The organism is Pseudomonas neustonica, from assembly GCF_003797945.1.
GTDB classification, from domain to species: Bacteria; Pseudomonadota; Gammaproteobacteria; order Pseudomonadales; family Pseudomonadaceae; genus Halopseudomonas; species Halopseudomonas neustonica.
Window position 1 is genome coordinate 80,039 of sequence record NZ_RKKU01000015.1, and the last position, 15,552, is coordinate 95,590.

Genomic DNA, 15,552 nt, shown 5'->3' on the forward strand with positions numbered 1-15,552 from the left:
CCTCCATGTCTCGTTTTTTTATCGATCGCCCGATTTTTGCATGGGTCGTCGCGCTGGTCATCATGCTGGTCGGCGGGCTCTCGCTACTCAAACTGCCGATTAACCAGTATCCGAGTATCGCTCCGCCGGCTGTGGGCATCTCGGTTGCCTATCCAGGTGCGTCGGCACAGACAGTGCAAGACACCGTGGTTCAGGTCATCGAACAGCAGATGAACGGTATCGACGGCCTGCGCTACATTTCCTCGGAAAGTAACTCCGATGGCAGCATGAGTATCACCATTACCTTTGAGCAGGGCACCGATCCTGATATTGCTCAGGTGCAGGTGCAGAACAAACTGCAATTGGCGACACCGCTGTTGCCGCAAGAAGTGCAGCAGCAGGGTATTCGAGTAACCAAGGCGGTACGTAACTTCCTGCTGGTTATTGGTGTGGTGTCGCAGGACGGCAGCATGAACCGTGACGACCTGTCTGACTACATCGTATCCAATATTCAGGACCCTATATCGCGGACCGCCGGGGTGGGTGACTTCCAGGTATTCGGCGCGCAGTATGCGATGCGAATCTGGCTCGACCCCGGCAAACTGAACAATTTTGACCTCACGCCCATGGACGTGAGTGCGGCGATCAAAGCACAGAACGTGCAGGTGTCCGCCGGTCAGTTCGGCGGCTTGCCAGCAGTGCCCGGCCAGCAGTTGAACGCGACTATTCTGGGTAAAACGCGCCTGCAGAAGCCGGAAGAGTTCCGCAAGATTCTGCTGAAAGTGCAAAGTGATGGTTCGCAGGTGCGCCTGGGAGATGTCGCCAGGGTAGAGCTGGGTGCGCAGGATGCGAGTATTTCGGCGCTCTACAATGGTAAGGCTGCCTCCGGTATGGCCGTGAAGCTGGCGACCGGCGCCAACGCGCTGGAAACGGCCAAGGCTATTCGTGAAACTATCTCTGAGCTGGAGCCCTTCTTCCCCGAAGGCATGGAAATCGTCTACCCCTATGACACCTCGCCGGTAGTGGCCGAGTCCATCATGGGCGTAGTGCACACGCTGTTCGAAGCGATTGTGCTGGTGTTCCTGGTGATGTATCTGTTCCTGCAGAACTTCCGCGCCACCTTGATTCCCACGCTGGCAGTACCGGTAGTGCTATTGGGCACCTTCGGTGTGCTGTCGCTGTTTGGCTTCAGTATCAATATCCTCACCATGTTTGCCATGGTGCTGGCAATCGGTCTGCTGGTCGACGATGCCATTGTGGTGGTTGAGAACGTGGAGCGGGTGATGTCCGAGGAGGGCTTATCACCGTTGGAGGCGACCCGGAAATCAATGGGTCAGATTCAAGGTGCGCTGGTCGGTATCGGCTTGGTTTTGTCTGCCGTATTTCTGCCTATGGCCTTCTTTGATGGCTCTACCGGTGTTATTTACCGCCAATTCTCGATCACCATCGCCTCGGCGATGGGGTTGTCGGTGCTGGTTGCACTGGTCTTCACTCCGGCGCTTTGCGCGACCATTCTCAAGCCCATTCCCAAAGGAGAAAGCCACGAGAAGCGCGGTTTCTTTGGTTGGTTCAATCGTACCTTCGATCGTGGTATCGGCCGTTACGAGAAAGGTGTTGCCGGTATTCTGAAGCGCAAGGCGCCTTATCTTCTGCTGTATCTAGTGATCGTTGGTTTGATGATCTTCCTGTTCACCCGGCTGCCTGCTGCCTTCTTGCCGGATGAAGACCAGGGCGTGCTTTTTGCCCAGGTACAGACGCCGGTTGGGTCCTCTGCTGAGCGCACGCAACAGACAGTAGATGCCATGCGTACTTACCTGTTAGAGGAAGAGTCCGATACGGTCAATTCGGTGTTCACTGTTACCGGTTTCAACTTTGCCGGGCGTGGCCAGAATGCCGGCCTCGCTTTTGTCGGGCTTCACTCCTGGGAAGAGCGCACAGGCGAGGGCCAGGATGTATTCTCCCTGGCGCAACGAGCGCAACAGCACTTTGCCGGATTCCGTGACGCCATGGTGTTCGCCTTTGCGCCGCCTGCAGTGATGGAGCTGGGTAATGCCACTGGTTTCGACTTGTACCTGCAGGACAATTCGGGCGTAGGTCACGATGTACTGATGCAGGCGCGCAATCAACTCCTGGGCATGGCGTCTCAGAGTCCGGTTTTAACCAGCGTGCGACCCAACGGTATGGAAGATCAGCCGCAGTATCAGCTAGTGATCAACGACGAAAAGGCGCGCGCACTCGGGTTGTCGCTCAGCGACGTGAACCAGACGCTGTCGATTGCTTGGGGCTCCAGTTACGTAAACGACTTTATCGATCAGGGTCGGGTAAAGAAGGTGTACATCCAGGGGCAAGCTGAATCGCGGATGAACCCGGAAGACCTGAAAAAGTGGTTTGTGCGTAACGATGTTGGCGAAATGGTGCCTTTCAGCTCCTTCGCGACGGGTGAATGGGTATATGGATCGCCCAAGCTGTCACGCTATAACGGCGTTTCTGCCATGGAGATTCTGGGCGAGCCTGCACCCGGCTACAGTACCGGCGATGCGATGGCTGAAATCGAACAAATGGCAAGCAAGCTGCCCAAGGGCGTCGGGGTTGCCTGGACTGGCTTATCCTATGAGGAACGCTTGTCAGGCGATCAGGCGCCGGCGCTCTATGCCTTGTCATTGATCGTAGTATTTCTTTGCCTGGCTGCCCTCTACGAAAGCTGGTCGATTCCATTGGCCGTTATGCTGGTAGTGCCGCTGGGTGTAATTGGTGCGCTGTTGGCTACCCTGGGTCGGGGACTATCGAATGATGTCTTCTTCCAGGTCGGTTTGTTGACCACCATTGGTCTCACCGCAAAGAACGCCATTCTGATTGTCGAGTTCGCCAAGGACTTGCATGAAGAGGGTATGGATATCTTTGATGCTGCGGTAGAAGCCTGCCGTCTGCGACTGCGCCCCATCATCATGACCTCGTTGGCATTTACGCTGGGTGTGGTGCCATTGGCACTGGCTACCGGCGCTGGCGCTGGCAGTTCTCATGCGATTGGTACTGGTGTGATTGGCGGTATGTTAACGGCTACGGTATTGGCCATTTTCTGGGTGCCCCTGTTCTATGTCATGGTCACCAACCTGTTCAAGGGTAAAGAGAAGCCGACGAATGACGTGAAGGAGGAGCAACAGTGAAGCGCTGTCTATTAAGTCTGGCGGTCATGGCCGCCTTGGGTGGCTGCTCGCTGATCCCTGATTATCAACGGCCAGAAGCGTCGGTTCCGGCAGCCTGGGAAACGGGTGATGAGACCGCTGCGAACACCGATGCGGCGCTGATTGGTTGGAAGGCCTTTTTCAAGGACCCACAGCTGCAACAGTTGATTAGTGTAGCGCTGGAAAATAACCGTGATCTGCGTGTTGCGGCTCTTAATGTAGAGGCTAATCGCGCGCTTTACGGAATCCAGCGCGCCAATATATACCCGCAGCTGGACGTTAACGGCTCTGGCAACCGCACGCGGATGCCTGGCGATCTTAGTGCTTCAGGTAATAGCAACATCAGTAGCCAGTACATGGCCACAGTTGGCGTGTCTTGGGAGTTGGATCTGTTTGGTCGTATCCGCAGTCTGCGCGAACAGGCATTGCAGGAGTTCTTGGCTAGCGATGAGGCGAGACGAGGCGTGCAGATCAGTCTGGTAGCGAACGTCGCCAGTACCTACTTTACCTGGCAAGCGGATCAGGCGCTGTTGGACGTTACTCAGGAAACCCTGGATACGTTCGAAGAAAGTCTGAAGTTGACCTCAAGAAGCTACGAAGTTGGTGTTGCCTCTTCTCTGCAGCTATCTCAGGCGCGCAGCTCGGTGGAGACTGCACGCGTAAGTCTGGCTCAATATCGCCGGTTGGTTGCCCAGGACCGTAATGCCCTTACCGCACTGCTGGGCCAGGCTGCACCCAGATTGCCGGAAGAGAGCGCGTCATTGAATGACAAGCTGCTGGCTGATTTGCCTGTGGGTATACCCTCAGAGGTGCTGTATCAGCGGCCGGATATCTTGCAGGCTGAATATCAGTTGCGCGCTGTTAACGCCAGTATCGGTGCAGCCAAGGCAGCTTTCTTTCCGAGTATCAGTCTGACCGGCGCAGGCGGGACAGCCAGTAGCGATCTTGATGGTCTTTTTAATAGTGGTTCTGAGTATTGGACGTTTCAGCCCAGTATCAGCGTACCCATATTCCGAGCTGGTGCACTCAAGGCAAGCCTGGACTACGCCGAGATCACCAAGAATCAGCAGGTAGCTCAGTATGAAGGCGCAATTCAGACTGCGTTCCAGGAAGTCGCCGATGGCCTTGTGGCGCGTGATACTTATGTTGAGCAGCTAGAGGCGCAGCGCGCGCTGTTGGAAACCAGTGAGAACTACTACAACCTTGCTGACCGTCGTTATCGCACGGGTATAGATAGCTATCTGACCCTGCTTGATGCGCAGCGCCAACTATTCAGTGTTCGTCAGGGAGTAGTGACGGATCGGCTCGCTCAGCTAATAAGCGAAGTCAACCTGTTCAAGGCGTTGGGTGGTGGCTGGTATGAAGAGCAGGCACCGGAGGATCGTCAGCCGGAAGCCTGATATTTTTCCTCGCAGCATGAACGCCGATATCCCGCTCAGGTTATCGGCGTTTTTTTTGCGTCAGTGTTGGGATAGCGGCTATTTGTCATGGGACATCAGATTAATAGACAAAAAAATGCCCGCTCATTGAGCGGGCGAAATCCGTGATTAGCCTGATGAGGAGATAACCGTTCGTCTCGCGACAATCTGTTATCAAAGCCATCTTGCGATGACTTGTTGCTAATGATAACGCATATCATTTACATGTCAATGCTAAATGCGAACTATTTCGAACTGGCCTGTTTGTAGTGTGTCAGTTCCTTATTCATCAGATCGATGCGACGCGCCATACTTTCAATCAGGCTATGCGCGATCCGTGGATTGCTCTGCATCAATGCCAGGAACTGCTCTTTGGGAATCATCATGACGGTAGTGGGTGCGCTGGCGATGACGGTGGCCGAGCGTTTTTCTCGAGTAAACAGCGCCATGGCACCAAAGATCTCATCTTTCTGCACGTCACCGACCTTAATACCCTCTACAAAGGCCTCGGCCTGCCCTTCGGTGATGATGAAAACATGGTCCGCTTCATCGCCTTGGCGAATCAGTTCTGCGCCCGGAGCAAAGTGCTGAAAGCCGGTTACCGGTCTGACTTCAGGTTGCTTGCTGTGGGCCAGGGCGTCAGACATGAGTGCGGCCTGACCAAGGATATACTGAGTGAATTGCTCCTGGCGCTTGCTGTTGCTATGAATATGTTTGAACAGCGCTTCGCGGTCATAGGGGATTAGTATTAGCGGCTCTTCGCTCATGTAGTTGCAAGGCGCAGTGTTGAGGCCCTGACGCAGGCCAATCAGGTCGCCTTCCTGAATGTAAAATAGCGGTTTTCCGTCGATCAATGCATGGAGCAGTCCGCTTTTCAGGAGGTACATGCGGTGGTGACCAACGTGCTCGTAAAGGTCATCCACTGCATCCAGCTCAATGGGAGCGTCGCAGGGTTCTAGCCCTTCCAGCAGTTGCTCCGGAATGCGCTGCAAAGTATTGATTAGCTTTTCAGCGTAGGGGGGCTGATCACCTATGAGGTACATAACGGAATTCCTTTTTGTTAGATCCTGTCTGCCGGGTGAAGGCTGTATGCCGCTCTAGACAATATCGGCTGGGCCGCAGCGCTAGCTATACAATAATGCAGTGGCCCTACTGCTCGTCAACATAAAAGCCTGCGAATTGCGCTGGCAACTTGTTTGCGTCAGCATTGTGAGTGCTTTCGCGTTCTCGACGTGCCAGCGGCACATTCTCTAGGGACGCGATTCATCTTCCAATTGGCGTAAAAGCTGTTGTTTGTAGTGGGGATCCAGATCGTTCCAGTGTATATCTTGCAGCGCACCTGCAATTGCGAACATCAGTGCTTTGGACGCATTGAAACCGCGCGCGCGCACCGCCGTGTAGGCGCCCACAGGTCCTAATCGTTCTAATTCGTCCAGGTTGTGTATGCCGGTTGCGTGTAGCCACTGCGCGGATGTCTTGCCCAAATTGCGCAGGGTGAGTAACTCATCTTGACTCATGAGCACCCCGCTTGGCTAAAAAACGGCGCGATGGAGAACGAGCCTAAGGTGCGGCCCGGCCTGGCGCTCCGGTATGAGTTGGTTAGCAGCATGGTATCGGGCTTCTTTTTATTGGTATCCCGATACCTAGTGTAGATTCCTGTTTAGCATCCGTACAGAAGCCCTCTGGAGAGGGCTATAAGCGCTTCTTTAGCTGCTCCATCAGGGCTTCAATGCTGGTATCGCTGGACGTATCTACCGCCAGGCTAAGCTGCTGTTCTTGCTCATCGAGCCCCTCGGCCTGCTGTTGCTGTAGTTTAACTACAGCAACAGTAGCGTCGGACGGATCCGTGCCTTGAGTATGGCGTTGCTTGATCCACTGCTCGATAGTTTCCAGCGCGACCTCACAGTGCAATAGCAGGCAAGGCGCACATTGCTCTTCTATCGCGTCGCGGATCTGCTGTCGCTGTGCATGTTTGAGGAAGGTGGCGTCCACAACCACCGGGAAGCCATAACTCAAAATCAGCCCAGCCAGTCCTGCTAGCCGGTCATAGGTCTTGGCGCTACGTTCTGGATCATAGAGGCCAGCATCCAGGTTTTGATTGTCGGCGCTGCCAAACAGGCGTTTGCGTTCAACGTCTGAGCGGATACGGATAGCGCCCAGCTCACTGACCAGATTCTGTGCGAGTGTGCTTTTTCCGCTGCCCGATAGGCCGACGGTGACCAGTCCAAAACGAGTGGGTACGTTGGTATAGCGCTCGGCCAGGCCGGCGTAACCGCGATAACGCTGCATGATCTGTTCGCGCTCGGCCTCGGTGCTGTTGTCGCTCAGACCAAAGAGCGCGACCTTGGCACGAACCATGGCGCGATAGGCCTTGTAGTAGTTCAGTAGCGCGAGCCCCTCATAGTCACCGGTGTTTTCCAGATAACCGCTGACAAAGCGTTGGGCCATGCCGGGTAAGCCTCGGTCTTCCAGGTCCATTGCCATAAAGGCTACATCGCTCATTACATCAATCCAGCGGAACGCTTCATTGAACTCAATGCAGTCAAACAGGGTCACTTGTCCGTCAACCATGGTGACGTTGTCGAGGTAAATGTCACCGTGGCATTCGCGTACCATCCCTGCGGCCCTGCGCTCGGCCATTTGGGGAATCAGGCGTTGAAAGGTAGTATTCGCCCACTGCTCCAGTTGCTCGAGCTGGTTCAGGTCTTCTTTTGCCGTTAGAAAGGGCCGAATCTGCTCGAAATTTTGTACGGCTGGCGCTTGTATCTGGTCGGGGTTGCCGTACGGCATATCGATGCTGGCGTGATCGATTTGTGCATGGAAGCGCGAAAGCGTCTTGGCGAGCTCATCAATATGCCAGTTCTCCAGTCGGCCCTCGCGTTGCATATTGCCGAGTAGATCTTGCTGGCGGAATTGACGGGTTTTTACCAGGTACTCGATGACCGGGCCGTCGCCTTTTAGCGTGGGCGACTCTGCTGTTCCGCGGACAGCAATGACGTCCAGGTAGAGGCTGGGGGCCAGGCGGCGATTAAGGCGGATCTCTTCGGCACAGAAGTGTGCACGTTGCTCCACAGTGGAATAGTCAAGAAAGCCAAAATTGACCGGCTTCTTGATCTTGTAGACGTAGTCACCGGTCAGCAGGACCCAGGAAATATGCGTTTCCATCAGAGTGAATTCGCTCACCGGGTGGTCGAAGAGCGCGGGATTTTGTAGTGCTTTTAATAGAGTCTGGCTCACGTAGTTTCCTTGCTGGGGCTGGCAGTGAGAACATTATGCGGGTTGGCCGGTCTTAGGCCAACCATGGCAACAGGCTGTTAGCCTACTAACGGTCTCAACGGGTGTGAGGTAGAGCAGGGCGATATGGCTAAAAAACGCAAGGTGCGGTCCAGGAATAAAGTCAGCATGAAGCGGCGCCTGGGTGGCTGGATATTAAAGTTAGGGCTGGTTTTTCTGGTGCTGTTCGCCGCGCTGGCCATGTACCTTGACGCGATAGTCCAGGAGAAATTTTCCGGCAAGCGTTGGTCTGTGCCAGCCAAGGTGTTTGCTCGCCCGTTGGAGTTGTATGCCGGGCAGCACCTCACCCGTGATGACTTTCTGACTGAGCTCAAAGCCTTGGGCTACCGCTCGGTTAATTCGGTTAGTGGGCCCGGACAAATGTCCGTGGGCGCTAGCCGTATTGATGTTTACACACGTGGTTTCCAGTTCTTCGAGGGGGCGGAGCCAGCGCAGCGCGTCAGCGTGCGCTTTAATGGCCAGCAAGTCGCCAGTATCAGTGGTTCCTCCGACCTGGTCATGGCGCGGCTGGAGCCGATGATGATCGGTGGTATCTACCCTGCGCACAACGAAGACCGCATTCTGGTGCGGCTGGATCAGGCATCGCCTTACTTGGTTGATTCGTTGGTTGCTGTCGAAGATCGCGAGTTTTTTCAGCATTTTGGCGTGTCGCCCAAGGGCATTGCCCGCGCAATCTATGTCAACCTGACCTCAGGCAGTTTGCGTCAGGGTGGGAGTACTCTCACCCAGCAGCTGGTGAAGAATTTTTACCTCAACAGTGATCGCAACATCATTCGTAAAGGCCTTGAAGCCATGATGTCGATACTGCTTGAGCTGCATTATTCCAAGGAGGATATTCTCGAAGCCTATCTCAACGAGGTTTTTCTTGGTCAGGACGGTAATCGCGCGATTCATGGCTTCGGCTTGGCCAGTCAGTACTATTTTGCGCAGCCTCTGCAAGAATTGCAGTTGCACCAGGTGGCGCTGCTGGTTGGGATGGTGAAAGGCGCGTCCTATTACAACCCGCGACGTAATCCCGAACGTGCCACTAATCGTCGTAACCTGGTGCTCGACCTGATGGCCGAGCAAGGCATTATCAGTGCGGAACAGGCGGTTACGGCCAAGAACAAGCCGCTGGACGTATCCATTGGCGGCAGTATGGCTGACACCAGTTATCCGGCGTTCATGGACCTGGTCAAGCGACAGCTGCGAGCCGATTATCGCGATGAAGATTTGACCAGTGAAGGCTTGCGTATCTTTACCAGTCTCGATCCCTTGCTACAGCATAAGGCTGAGGAAGCGGTAAAAACGACGCTCAAGCGTATTGGGCCTGCAGCGGAAAATGTGCCGCTGGAGTCTGCGATGGTGGTGACCGGGGCGCAGACCGGTGAGGTTATGGCGGTAGTAGGCGGCAGCGATCCGCGTTTCTCGGGTTTCAACCGGGCGTTGGATGCCTCCCGCCCGATCGGCTCTCTGATCAAGCCGGCAATTTATCTGACTGCGTTGGAGCAGGCTGATCGTTACTCTCTGGTGACGCCGATTGATGACGCGCCGATTGAACTGGAAGCGGAACCCGGCAAGATCTGGGCGCCGCAGAATTACGGACGGCAAAGCCACGGCCTGGTGCCGCTCTATCTGGCCTTGGCCAAGTCCTATAATCAGGCAGCGGTTCGTCTGGGTATGGATGTCGGGGTTGATAAGGTGCTCAATACGGTGCGCAGGTTGGGAGTGGAGCACGATTGGCCCGCTTATCCTTCAATGCTGCTTGGCTCGGGGGCGATGACGCCGATGCAGGTGAGCGATATGTATCAAACGCTGGCCAACGGTGGTTTTAATACGCCGCTGCGCTCGATTCGCAATGTACTGACGGCACAGGGTGAGCCGCTCAAACGCTATCCGTTCGAGGTGCGCCAGCGGTTTGATTCAGCCAGTATTTTCCTGACTCAGGAAGCGATGTCGCATGTCATGACGGAAGGCACCGGTCGCTCGGCTTATAACCGAGTGCCTGCTAGCGTCCGGTTGGCCGGTAAAACGGGCACCACCAACGATTTGCGTGACAGCTGGTTCGCTGGTTTCTCTGACGACTTGGTCGCTGTTGCCTGGGTTGGACGTGACGATAACGGGCGTACTCGGTTGACCGGTGCGACCGGTGCGCTTCAGGTATGGAGTGCGTTCATGGGCGAAGCTCATCCACAAAGTCTTTCGGCGGTGCCGCCTAGCGGTATTGTTAAGGCTTGGGCGGATCCAGCGACGGGGCTGGGTAGCGATCCCTCCTGTGTGGGCAGTATCGAAATACCTTTCCGTCAGGGATATGAGCCGTTGCCCGGGCCGGGTTGTAGGCCTGTCATAGATACCGAGGCGTTGCAGGACGGGGCTAACAAGGTACTGGACACTATTCGCGGCTGGCTGCGTTAAGCCTCACTGCGTACACTGCCGCAATCGCGCTTGAAGTATGAGCGTTTGCAACGAGAGGATCAGGTAAATGGATATCAGACAGATTGTGCCGCTGGTAGGCATGTTGGCGATGCTTGCGGGCTGTGCCGGTTCAGGCGGCGCAATTCCGGTAGTCGATAATGGGCGCCCCGTGTCCAATGAAGATATGCATACGGGTGCTGGCCGCGTAACCACGGCGACCCCCGTAACCGGCCAGCCGCGTGATAGTGGTGTGGTAGTCATGGTGCCGAATGCCGATGGCGGCTCTAGCCAGGTTGAGTCTTATCCGCTGGACTCGCAGCCATCGCTACAGACCGGTCCGGGTGTGTCGTCGGTGCCAACTATTGGCAATAGCTCCAGTGCGGGCTCTGGTAATGGCGTGCTTCAGCAGGATGAGCAACTCGATGGTCCAGTTCTGGCCCTGCTGACTACTGCACGGCAGCAGGAAAGCAATGGCGATCTCAATGGTGCCAACGCCAGTCTTGAACGTGCGATGCGCATTGCTCCGCGTGAGCCCCAAGTGCTTTATCGGCTAGCTCAGGTCAGGCTGGGGCAGGGCGACGCCGCGCAGGCAGAGCAGTTGGCCCGGCGTGGCTTGAGTTACGCCTCTGGTCGGCCTGAATTGCAGGCCGGGTTATGGGAGCTGGTCGCCCGTGCTCGCGAGCAGCAGGGTGATAGTGCTGGCGCTGAGCAGGCCAGACAGCGCGCTAAAGTATCTTCTTGAACGAGGCGCAGTGGCAGGCTTTGGCTGGCGCGTTACGCGTGCTGGAAGCTGAGTTGCTTGCCTTGGGGTTGTGGGGCGAGGTACGCCCCCATGATTCGTGCCTGAACTCGGCGGCCCCTTTTGCGCTGGATACCCTGAGTTTTGAAGAGTGGTTGCAGTGGGTTTTTTTGCCCCGCATGGCTGCTTATGTCGCTAGTCGTTCACGCCCATCGGCTGCGTGTAACTTGCAGCCGATGGGTGAAGAGGCTTTCGCATGTCTGGGGCGGCGTAAGCTGGGTTTGCTGATGGCGCTCGGTGAGGTGGATCGTATGGCCGCCCCGCTGTCGCCAGCTCACCCTATTCAGGTGCCTTAGTCGCAGTAGCTGGCTAGCTCCTCGCGGGCTCTGGTCATCATCGCTTGCCGTTCGTCTTCTCCGATACGTTCCATCTGGCCGTCTGCATTGGTTCGGCCTAGCCGCGGATTGTTCTCCAGCGTCTTAAGGTCTTCACGCAATTTGGCGCATTGTGCTTCACGTAGCTCTTTCTGTTCTCTTTCTGCCTGTTGTGCTGCAGTGCTGCCGCTTTCAGAGCTCGTGCCAGCTTGCGTCTCGGGCGGTGTATGGGCGGGCGTTGGCGTACTTCCCAGTTGAGGTGGTGCGGACACATTCATGCGCTCGTACTGCTGGCTTGCCGGGGGCTGCTGACTAAATTGGGTTACGCCATTTTCGTCTACCCACTTGTATAGCTTCGCTGCCATTACCTGGGTGCAAGCCAGGCTCAATGCAATAGCGATGACCGTGTTACGCATGGTGTTTTCTTCCTTGTGATGATCCGGTTTCGACGAGTCGTTGCGCTACTATAGCCAAAGCAAGTGTTTCGGGTACATCCCGGGGCGGGTAAATATGCAACTTGGCTTGACTTGTCGGCCTTGAGTGTAAACAATTCGGGGTTCCCATAAGCAAGCTGATTTTGGTGCCCACCGGCTGCCAATCCAGCGCGCTTTGTTGCTCAATCCAAGTGGCGAAATCCGCCAACTCTTGGCCTGGCACCCGCACGCGCTACCTCGCGCTGGGGGAGGCTGCTCCAGACATCAGGAGTCAGTCTCCAAGCACGTAGTCAAGCTGATGCATGGCAACTACCGTTGTCACTGCGCTGCCGAGCAGTAAACAGGTACCCGGCTGCCCTCCTATGGTGGGCAGCATGCTAGAGGTGATTCTAAAGTGGAGCTTTTATCCGGCGCTGAGATGGTCGTCCGCTCATTGCGTGACGAGGGTGTTAAATATATCTATGGGTATCCAGGTGGTGCCCTGCTGCATATCTACGATGCAATCTTCCGTCAGGACGACGTCGAGCATATTCTGGTTCGCCATGAGCAGGCAGCTGCGCACATGGCTGACGGATACGCGCGTGCTACCGGCAAGGCCGGGGTCGTTCTGGTGACCTCGGGACCCGGCGCAACCAATACCATTACCGGTATTGCGACGGCGTACATGGACTCGATCCCCATGGTGATCATTTCCGGTCAGGTTGCCAGCAATGTGGTCGGTACGGATGCCTTCCAGGAAACCGACATGGTTGGGGTTTCGCGTCCTATCGTGAAACACAGCTTTATGGTCAAGGATCCGCGCGACATTCCGGAGATCATCAAGAAAGCTTTCTATCTGGCGCAGACCGGTCGTCCAGGCCCGGTTGTGGTCGATATCCCCAAGGATATGACCAACCCGGCTGACAAGTTTGAGTACAGCTATCCGAAGAAGGTCAAGCTACGCTCCTACAACCCGGCTACGCGCGGCCACTCAGGCCAGATTCGCAAAGCGGTCGAGATGATGCTGGCTGCCAAGCGGCCGATCGTCTACTCCGGAGGCGGTGTCATTCTAGGTGGGGCCTCGCCTCAGTTGACTGAGTTGGTGAAGGCGCTCAATGTGCCGATCACCAGCACGCTCATGGGCTTGGGTGCCTATCCTGGTACCGATCGCCAGTTTCTCGGCATGCTGGGTATGCACGGCAGTTATACGGCCAACCTGGCTATGCACCATGCAGATGTCATTCTGGCTATCGGTGCGCGCTTCGATGACCGTGTTATCAATGGCGATGACGCAGCCAAGTTCTGCCCGAACGCCAAGGTCATTCATGTCGACATCGATCCCGCGACCATCTCGAAGACGGTCAAAGCCGATATTCCGATTGTTGGCCCGGTTGAAAGTGTGCTGAGTGAAATGATCGCGATTCTCAAGGAGATCAATCAGCAGCCGGACCAGGAAGGGCAGGGCGCCTGGTGGAAGCAGGTTGATGAGTGGCGTGGTGATGGCAAGCTGTTCCCGTATGACGCGGGTGACGGTTCTATTATCAAGCCACAGAGCGTAATCGAAACCCTGTGGGAAGTTACCAGGGGTGACGCTTTCGTAACCTCAGACGTCGGCCAGCATCAGATGTTTGCCGCTCAGTACTACCCATTTGATAAGCCTAACCGTTGGATTAACTCTGGCGGGCTTGGCACCATGGGGTTCGGTTTTCCGTCCGCCATGGGAGTGAAGATGAACTTCCCGGAGGCGGACGTCGCCTGTGTCACGGGTGAAGGCAGTATCCAGATGAATATTCAGGAACTGTCGACCTGCCTGCAGTATGACCTTCCGGTGAAAATCATCAATCTGAACAATGGTGCTCTGGGCATGGTTCGTCAGTGGCAGGATATGCAGTACAGCAGCCGGTATTCGCATTCCTATATGGAGTCCTTGCCGGACTTTGTCCGTCTTGCTGAGGCCTATGGTCACGTCGGCATGCGCATTACTGAGCTGAAAGATCTCAAGCCTAAGATGGAAGAGGCTTTCGCCATGAAAGATCGCCTGGTCTTCCTGGATATTGCCGTGGATACCAGTGAGCACGTATATCCCATGCAGGTTCGGGGTGGCGCTATGCGGGATATGTGGTTGAGCAAAACGGAGCGCACCTGATATGAGACACATCATTTCCGTACTACTGGAAAACGAACCAGGCGCCTTGTCCCGTGTTGTCGGGTTGTTTTCGCAGCGTAACTACAACATCGAGACGCTGACGGTGGCGCCAACTGAAGATCCGACGCTGTCGCGGCTGACGTTGACCACGGTTGGCCAGGATGAAGTTGTTGAACAGATAACCAAGAACCTCAACAAGCTGATTGAGGTGGTTAAGCTGGTTAATTTGTCCGAAGGTCCGCATATCGAGCGCGAGTTGATGCTGGTCAAGATCAAGGCAACGGGCGCGCAGCGCGCCGAGGTCAAGCGCACAACTGATATCTTCCGCGGTCAGATCGTTGACGTGTCGGCAAGTGTCTATACCGTGCAACTGGCAGGTACCACTGACAAGCTTGAGAGCTTTATCGAAGCTGTTGGTCCCACGTCTGTGCTCGAAGTGGTGCGTACCGGTGTTTCTGGTATTGCGCGCGGAGAAAAGGTTTTGAGCGTCTAGCTCATCGTTGTTGTTTTGAAAAAACGCGGCTTTCAGGCCGCGTTTTTTTATGCCCGTAGTGGTGAGCACTGGTTATTTTCTCGGCTAGTTGCCACACTGTTCAGCTCGGTTGACTCGATAAGGTGATGTCATGACAGAGCAGCAAACCAGCAAACCAGAATCCGATCAGGATGTATCGCATACCCTTTTGCCTATAGATGAGCATGTAGAAGAGAGTAGCGGCCCGGATGGCAAGAAGGTGCGCCATAAAGGCGTTTATCTGTTGCCGAACCTGTTCACTACCGCCGCGCTCTTTTCCGGCTTTTATGCCATCGTCAGCGCAATGGATGGAAATTTTACGCATGCGGCCGTTGCCGTCTTCGTTGCCATGGTGCTCGACGGGCTGGACGGGCGAGTAGCACGGCTAACCAATACGCAGAGCGCTTTCGGCGCTGAGTACGACAGCCTTTCGGATATGGTTGCGTTCGGTGTAGCTCCCGCGGTCGTAGTATTTAGTTGGGCGCTTACCGACATGGGGAAGGTCGGGTGGTTGTTCGCGTTCATCTATGTCGCGGGTGCTGCTCTGCGCCTGGCGCGTTTTAATACCCATATTGGCGACGACGACGGTAGGTACTTTACCGGTTTGCCCAGTCCTTCCGGTGCAGGCCTGGTTGCCGGTATGGTCTGGTCGCTGTCTGACTTTGGTATCGATGGCGCTAACATCTCAGTACTGGTTGGCATCATGACCGCGCTGGGTGGGTTGTTGATGGTGAGTAACTTCCGCTATTACAGCTTTAAGGATCTGGACTTTAAAGGACGGGTGCCTTTCTTTGTGATCCTGGTTGTGGTGTTGGTCTTTGCCGTCATCTCGTCTGATCCGTCGCGAATCCTTTGGGCTATCTTCGTAGGCTATACTGTTTCTGGTCCGGTCATGTCACTTTGGCGCTGGCGCCAACGTAATAAGCGGCCTGCAGAGCAGGGCGGACAGTAAATGTAATTAATCTGTCATTTAGTGCTTGACGGCCGTGCTGAGATCTCTATAATTCGCCCTCTCGCTGAGCAGGAAGCTCTAAGTAAAGCGCTTATTAATCAATAAGTTAGCTTGAAAATAAGGGTTGACAGGCTGGCGAGATGGCGTAGA

General features: G+C 55.4%; 12 protein-coding genes. 8 read left to right on the top strand and 4 right to left on the bottom strand.

Features of this window, described 5'->3' with window-relative positions; genetic code table 11:
- The first annotated feature begins 5 nt into the window (after nucleotides 1-5).
- Nucleotides 6-3,143, top strand: a complete 3,138-nt coding sequence (locus tag EF096_RS12555; RefSeq protein ID WP_123889979.1) for an efflux RND transporter permease subunit — start codon at nucleotides 6-8, stop codon at nucleotides 3,141-3,143.
- Nucleotides 3,140-4,561 (top strand): efflux transporter outer membrane subunit, encoded by a 1,422-nt coding sequence (locus tag EF096_RS12560; RefSeq protein WP_123889980.1) that lies wholly within the window; start codon nucleotides 3,140-3,142, stop codon nucleotides 4,559-4,561. The genes EF096_RS12555 and EF096_RS12560 overlap by 4 nt, the downstream gene beginning before the upstream one ends.
- Nucleotides 4,562-4,824: 263 nt before the next feature.
- On the opposite strand, the gene EF096_RS12565 is transcribed toward EF096_RS12560, so the two are convergent.
- The 3 genes from EF096_RS12565 to EF096_RS12575 all read right to left on the bottom strand — a co-directional run bounded on the left by EF096_RS12565 (nucleotide 4,825) and on the right by EF096_RS12575 (nucleotide 7,816).
- Nucleotides 4,825-5,622 (bottom strand): cyclic nucleotide-binding domain-containing protein, encoded by a 798-nt coding sequence (locus tag EF096_RS12565; protein WP_123889981.1) that lies wholly within the window; start codon nucleotides 5,620-5,622, stop codon nucleotides 4,825-4,827.
- Between the two features lie 207 nt (nucleotides 5,623-5,829).
- Nucleotides 5,830-6,096, bottom strand: a complete 267-nt coding sequence (locus tag EF096_RS12570; RefSeq protein WP_123889983.1) for a TfoX/Sxy family protein — start codon at nucleotides 6,094-6,096, stop codon at nucleotides 5,830-5,832.
- 175 nt (nucleotides 6,097-6,271) lie between these two features.
- Nucleotides 6,272-7,816 (bottom strand): bifunctional aminoglycoside phosphotransferase/ATP-binding protein, encoded by a 1,545-nt coding sequence (locus tag EF096_RS12575; RefSeq protein WP_123889985.1) that lies wholly within the window; start codon nucleotides 7,814-7,816, stop codon nucleotides 6,272-6,274.
- A gap of 123 nt (nucleotides 7,817-7,939) precedes the next feature.
- Here EF096_RS12575 and mrcB point away from each other — a divergent pair, with 123 nt between their 5' ends.
- The 3 genes from mrcB to EF096_RS12590 all read left to right on the top strand — a co-directional run bounded on the left by mrcB (nucleotide 7,940) and on the right by EF096_RS12590 (nucleotide 11,362).
- Nucleotides 7,940-10,267, top strand: coding sequence for a penicillin-binding protein 1B (gene mrcB / locus EF096_RS12580; protein WP_123889987.1), 2,328 nt, complete (start codon nucleotides 7,940-7,942; stop codon nucleotides 10,265-10,267).
- Between the two features lie 100 nt (nucleotides 10,268-10,367).
- On the top strand, nucleotides 10,368-11,009 hold the full coding sequence (locus tag EF096_RS12585) for a tetratricopeptide repeat protein (protein ID WP_408003383.1): 642 nt from the start codon (nucleotides 10,368-10,370) through the stop codon (nucleotides 11,007-11,009).
- On the top strand, nucleotides 11,006-11,362 hold the full coding sequence (locus tag EF096_RS12590) for a YqcC family protein (RefSeq protein ID WP_158611276.1): 357 nt from the start codon (nucleotides 11,006-11,008) through the stop codon (nucleotides 11,360-11,362). Before EF096_RS12585 ends, EF096_RS12590 begins: the two co-directional genes overlap by 4 nt.
- Here EF096_RS12590 and EF096_RS12595 read toward each other — a convergent pair.
- Nucleotides 11,359-11,796, bottom strand: coding sequence for a DUF4124 domain-containing protein (locus EF096_RS12595; RefSeq protein WP_123889993.1), 438 nt, complete (start codon nucleotides 11,794-11,796; stop codon nucleotides 11,359-11,361). The two genes, EF096_RS12590 and EF096_RS12595, sit on opposite strands and share 4 nt — an antisense overlap.
- A gap of 412 nt (nucleotides 11,797-12,208) precedes the next feature.
- Between EF096_RS12595 and EF096_RS12600 the strand changes: the two genes are divergently transcribed.
- From EF096_RS12600 to pssA, 3 genes are all read left to right on the top strand, one after another.
- A complete protein-coding gene (locus EF096_RS12600; RefSeq protein WP_123889995.1) occupies nucleotides 12,209-13,939 on the top strand; it encodes an acetolactate synthase 3 large subunit in 1,731 nt (576 codons plus the stop codon).
- Nucleotide 13,940: 1 nt separating this feature from the next.
- The gene (gene ilvN / locus EF096_RS12605; RefSeq protein WP_123889997.1) at nucleotides 13,941-14,432 is read left to right on the top strand and encodes an acetolactate synthase small subunit; all 492 of its coding nucleotides are present in this window, start codon (nucleotides 13,941-13,943) and stop codon (nucleotides 14,430-14,432) included.
- A gap of 130 nt (nucleotides 14,433-14,562) precedes the next feature.
- A complete protein-coding gene (gene pssA / locus EF096_RS12610) occupies nucleotides 14,563-15,402 on the top strand; it encodes a CDP-diacylglycerol--serine O-phosphatidyltransferase (RefSeq protein WP_123889998.1) in 840 nt (279 codons plus the stop codon).
- The last annotated feature ends 150 nt before the right edge of the window (nucleotides 15,403-15,552 follow it).